Below are 4781 nucleotides of genomic sequence, written 5' to 3'. Positions count from 1 at the left end.
GATAATTCAAGACTGAGCGGCGTAATCCTTCGCCAAGCCAGTCCGGTACCGTTACGCGTTGATCGCGATGCACGAGATCGTTCTCGGCGAAGCCGTGGAACTCATGGTCGAGAATGCGGATACCGTGGTCGGCGGGGTTTAGTCCGATAGGACTGTGAGCCGTGGCCGTAAAGCGATGCCAGAAGGCCGATTGAATGAGATCAGCGGCCATGAGTTGTCGAACCCGTTCAAGGGAGTCAACGGATTCTTGCATCGTCTCGGTTGGACAGCCGTACATTAAGTAGGCGTGGATGAGGATCCCGGCGTCCTTGAACGCTGCGGCGACCAACGCAGTATGATCGACGGTGATGCCTTTCTTGATCTTCTCCAGGACGCGGTCAGACGCTGCTTCGAGTCCAGCCGTCACTGCGATACAACCGGAAGCCGCAAGCAGGCGGCAGAGGTCCGGCGTAAATGCGGTTTCGAATCGGATATTGCCCCACCAGGAGATGCTGAGGCCGCGCTCCAATAAAGCGAGCGCCAATGCTTTGAGCGCAGCCGGTGGTGCTGCTTCATCGACAAAATGAAACCCCCGCCTGCCTGTTTCGGTGATCAGTTGCTCAATCTGCCGGATCAATCGGTCGGTCGGGGTGGCTTCATACCGGCTAATGTACTTCAAGCTTACGTCACAGAAAGTGCATTGTTTCCAGTAGCAACCGTGCGCGACGGTCAACTTGTTCCAGTGACCTTCGGACCAGAGGCGATGCATCGGGTTTGTGCTGTCCAGGATTGTGAGGTAATTCCCGAGTTCAAGCCCGTCATAGGTCGGGCAGCCGACCTCATCCATGGAGTAATCCTGTTGTGAACGATCACCGGAAAAGCGCACGCGACCATTGTCCCGGTAAAGCGTGCGGCAGAGGGCTGTGACTGGCAGTGTTTCTTGAAGATATTCGATGAGCGACAACAATGGGCGTTCGCCGTCGTCGAAAGTAATAAAATCGATGTAATCGAACACCCGAGGATCGCTCAGACGGCGCAACTCAGTATTCACGTAGCCGCCGCCGAGTACCACTGTGATATGAGGGCGATTTCGCTTGATGGCTTGAGCGATTCTGAAGCCGCCATAAAGGTTGCCTGGAAAGGGAACGGAGATGCCGACAATGGTGGGATGAACCCGTTCAATGTGCCGCCAGAGCGCTTCGAGCATGAATTCGTCGGTCAGGCTCGGCGGTTCGGACAAGGCAGTTTCGATCGGAGTAAAGGAGGATGCGGCCCGCGCGATGTGTTCCGCATATCGGCTGATTCCAAACTGCGGCGCAACCGTGGCCTGTACCAGATCGACAAGGTCTTCGAGATACCAGGTTGCATATTGTTTTGCGCGATCCTCGATAGACACGCTTCGTGAAGAAATCGTTCTCCCGTGGAATCGAGGACCTTGCGGGAGGATGCCGGGACGGGCGAGGTGCATAGCAAAGGCCGGGTTGCGGCCCTGAAGAAATTCGACCACCGGGTCGACCAAGTCTATATAAGCCCCTTTGCGTGCCAGCATCTGCCGCGCTTCGTCCGGAACTTTCTCGCCCTGTTCCCGGATTCGGTCGAATACCTCAACCAAGCCGGGCCGACTAAAGAGCCGGAGTACCATTTCAATTCCGAGATCGGCCTGGTGGCAGGCTATGCCCCGTGATCGCAGGAAGCCGGTCAAATAGGCTGTCGAAGGGTAGGGGGTATTGAGTTGCGTTAGGGGGGGGATCAGCAGTAGAACCGTCTGGGTGCCCATAGCGTCACATAGCATAGTGAGGAGAAGGATAGCCAGACGGAGTCGAGTATCGGAAGAGAGGAGGGATCAATGGTACGCAACCTTGTGATGGTGTTGCTGATGATGCTGTGCGTACCCTCGGCTGCCTTTGCGGACATCGAGGGACACACACTCGTCGATTTGACCTATCCGTTTGACGAGCAGACGGTGTTCTGGCCCACGAATAAGCCGTTCAAATGGGACAGGGCTGCCTGGGGAACCACTGCCGGAGGGTATTGGTATGCATCCGGTGATTTTTCCATGTCGGAGCATGGCGGTACGCACATTGATGCACCGCTCCATTTCGGTGAGGGAAAACTCGCGGTCGACGAGATTCCGCTCGACCGACTGGTTGCGCCGGCGGTCGTGATCGACGTACGTCATGCCGTGAAACAAGATCGTGATTATCGCTTGACCGTGGAGGATATTGAACAATGGGAATCCCACTATGGTCGCATTCCCAAAGGGGCCGTGGTGCTGATGCTCTGTGGTTGGGGAGAAGGCTGGCCGGACAGAGAAAAATATCTGGGAAGTAATACGCCGTCCGATCCGAAGACGCTCCATTTTCCGGGTTTCTCGAAAGAGGCGGCGGATCTTTTGGTACATGAGCGGAATGTGGACGGGATTGGCCTCGATACTCCCAGCATTGATTACGGACCCTCGCGGGACTTCATCGTGCATCAAATCGTCAACGGCGCGAACATTTACGGCCTGGAGAACATTGCGAATTTGGAAAAGCTGCCTCCAAAGGGCGCCACTTTGGTGGCCTTGCCGATTAAAATCAAAGGCGGGACGGGCGGACCGGTGCGGATTATCGCCATTCTTCCTTAATGTAAAAGGACCGCGCTGATGGCGACGGAAAACCCCTACCTCCTCTATAGCGATTTCAATTGTCCATTCTGTTATGCGCTGCACGAGCGACTGTACACTACCGGCTTACTCGATCGCTGTGAATGGCGCAGTGTCCAGCATGCGCCACATTTGCCTCGTCCCATGAAACCGTGGAGCGGTTCGTTGGGAGCAGAGCTACGGGACGAAGTCTTAGTCGTACGACGGCTGGTCCCAGGGTTGCCGATTGCGTCGCCTCCTGGAAAGCCCAATACCGGACCTGCCATCATGCTGGCAGCGTCGCAACTCCAACAAGATCGTCATTCGGGAATGAAAATCGTTCGGGCCCTATACCGTGCGTTTTGGGTTGAAGGAAAAGATATCTCGAACCCATTGGTGCTGGATGAGTTCGGGATTTCAGACGGGACCGACCTCGAAGATCTGATCGGGGAGTGGAACGAGGGTTGGCATGCGACCGGGCATGCCGGTGTGCCGTTGATTGTTTCGCCCGATGGCGATCTGCTCGTTGGGTGCGTGCCGGAAGAACAGCTGAAGCGATTCTTCGATCCGCGCGCAGCCTAGGAAGGTTACTCGAAGTGGACGAAGGACGCACTCGGCAACCGCTTTCCCATCCGGAGCATCCAATTTCCGATGCCGAACGCGAGGCCATGGTGGAGACCGCCGAGTTGCTCGCCAAGGTGCTCGACACGACCGTTAAAATTCCCGGCACGCCATTGTATCTCGGTCTCGATCCATTGCTCGGACTGATTCCGGGCATCGGCGACGTGATTGCGAATTTGATCGGTACGGTGATTCTCGGACTTGCTGCGCGCCTCCAAGTTCCGCAAATCGTCATCACACGCATGGCCGTGAACCTCCTCATCAACGGAACGGTCGGAGCGGTTCCCGTCTTCGGTGATCTCTTCTCTGTCTGGTTCAGGAGCCATGCAAGGAATGCCGTCCTTCTTCGTGAGGCAGCGACCAGGCCTTCACGAGGGACCCACGTGGACTGGCTCTACGTCGCGGGCATGATCGGCGGCGTGGCGCTTGTGCTCATTCTGGCGATCGCGCTGGTGCTGTGGGTGGTCTGGAAGGTGTGGGCATACGTCGCACTCTAAGACAAACACAAGACGATGGGCGATTCCTACTCCCCGACGAACTTGAGCGCTGCGCCGTTGATGCAGTAGCGCAGGCCGGTCGGCTTCGGCCCATCCTTGAACACGTGGCCAAGGTGGCCTTCGCAGCGGGCGCAGTGGACTTCGGTGCGGGGGAAGATGAGTTTGTAGTCGGTCGTCGTTTCAACGACTTTCGGGTCGATCGGCTGCCAGAAGCTCGGCCAACCGGTTCCACTGTCGAATTTGTGTTCTGATGAAAACAACGGAAGATCGCAACCGGCACAGTGGTAGATGCCTGCTTTCTTATTGTCGTGCATGTTGTCGGTGAAGGGCCGCTCCGTATCTTCGTGACGCAAGACCCGATAGGCCATGGGGCTGAGTAGCTTCTTCCATTCCTCGTCCGTCTTCACGACCTTCACGATCGGACCGATTTCTATGTTCTGAGGCATGGCAATCACTCCTTCCTTCTCTTCGGACTTCCCCACTGTATGTCGACGAACTGCAAGCATCCTTACATACGAATTGTCGGAGGGCAAGGGCGCGGATGGCAGAGGGTAGGGGCAGAGGACTCTGGAGCAGCACTCCAAAGTCCCCTTTCCTTTAGGCTGAAGCGGAGATGGTTCTGTCTGACCCTGTAGTGTCGTGTGCGGCCCCGTCATGATTAAAGGCTGCCGGAAGGACTTCTTCAATCCGTTCGGCCAGGATGAAGGTCATGTCATCCCGCACTTCCTGCGGGACTTCCTTCAAGTCCTTCTCGTTGGCTTTGGGGAGAATGACCCGCTTGATCCCGGCGCGATGAGCTGCCAGCACCTTTTCCTTGATTCCGCCGACCGGTAGCACCAGTCCGCTCAAGCTGATTTCTCCGGTCATTGCCGTATCGTTACGCACAGGCCTGCCTTCGTAGGAGGAGGCAAGCGCCGTCGCCATCGTAATGCCGGCGGAGGGGCCATCTTTTGGAATGGCTCCTGACGGCACGTGGATGTGCACACCGTTTCGTTTGAACCGTGAAATATCGAGCCCCATGCTCTCGGCGTGCGACCACAGGTAGCTGCGAGCCGCGCGCG

Annotated in this window: 6 protein-coding genes; 3 read left to right on the top strand and 3 right to left on the bottom strand. The window is 56.8% G+C overall.

Annotation, left to right across the window (positions count from 1 at the left end):
- Positions 1-1756 (bottom strand): B12-binding domain-containing radical SAM protein (locus ACWVCN_RS03355; RefSeq protein WP_455244100.1); only part of this gene is annotated, 1756 nt, incomplete at its 3' end.
- A 69-nt stretch (positions 1757-1825) separates the two neighbouring features.
- Between ACWVCN_RS03355 and ACWVCN_RS03350 the strand changes: the two genes are divergently transcribed.
- The 3 genes from ACWVCN_RS03350 to ACWVCN_RS03340 are packed head-to-tail and all read left to right on the top strand — an operon-like array spanning position 1826 to position 3720.
- On the top strand, positions 1826-2605 hold the full coding sequence (locus tag ACWVCN_RS03350) for a cyclase family protein (protein WP_455244099.1): 780 nt from the start codon (positions 1826-1828) through the stop codon (positions 2603-2605).
- An 18-nt stretch (positions 2606-2623) separates the two neighbouring features.
- The gene (locus ACWVCN_RS03345; protein ID WP_455244098.1) at positions 2624-3184 is read left to right on the top strand and encodes a DsbA family oxidoreductase; all 561 of its coding nucleotides are present in this window, start codon (positions 2624-2626) and stop codon (positions 3182-3184) included.
- A 14-nt stretch (positions 3185-3198) separates the two neighbouring features.
- A complete protein-coding gene (locus ACWVCN_RS03340; protein WP_455244097.1) occupies positions 3199-3720 on the top strand; it encodes a DUF4112 domain-containing protein in 522 nt (173 codons plus the stop codon).
- A gap of 26 nt (positions 3721-3746) precedes the next feature.
- Here the strand turns inward: ACWVCN_RS03340 and msrB are convergent, their stop codons facing one another.
- Positions 3747-4166, bottom strand: a complete 420-nt coding sequence (msrB, locus tag ACWVCN_RS03335) for a peptide-methionine (R)-S-oxide reductase MsrB (protein ID WP_455244096.1) — start codon at positions 4164-4166, stop codon at positions 3747-3749.
- A gap of 151 nt (positions 4167-4317) precedes the next feature.
- Positions 4318-4781: S16 family serine protease (locus ACWVCN_RS03330; RefSeq protein ID WP_455244095.1), on the bottom strand; the 464-nt coding region annotated here is incomplete at its 5' end.

The organism is Petrachloros mirabilis (assembly GCF_975968855.1).
The sequence above is the reverse complement of the archived record's forward strand: the minus strand, read 5'-3'. Positions and strand labels throughout refer to the sequence as shown.

Excerpts from the sequence above, each read along its gene's own strand:
- msrB (WP_455244096.1), bottom strand. The coding sequence starts at position 4,166 with ATGCCTCAGAACATAGAAATCGGTCCGATCGTGAAGGTCGTGAAGACG.
- ACWVCN_RS03345 (WP_455244098.1), top strand. The coding sequence starts at position 2,624 with ATGGCGACGGAAAACCCCTACCTCCTCTATAGCGATTTCAATTGTCCA.
- ACWVCN_RS03350 (WP_455244099.1), top strand. The coding sequence starts at position 1,826 with ATGGTACGCAACCTTGTGATGGTGTTGCTGATGATGCTGTGCGTACCC.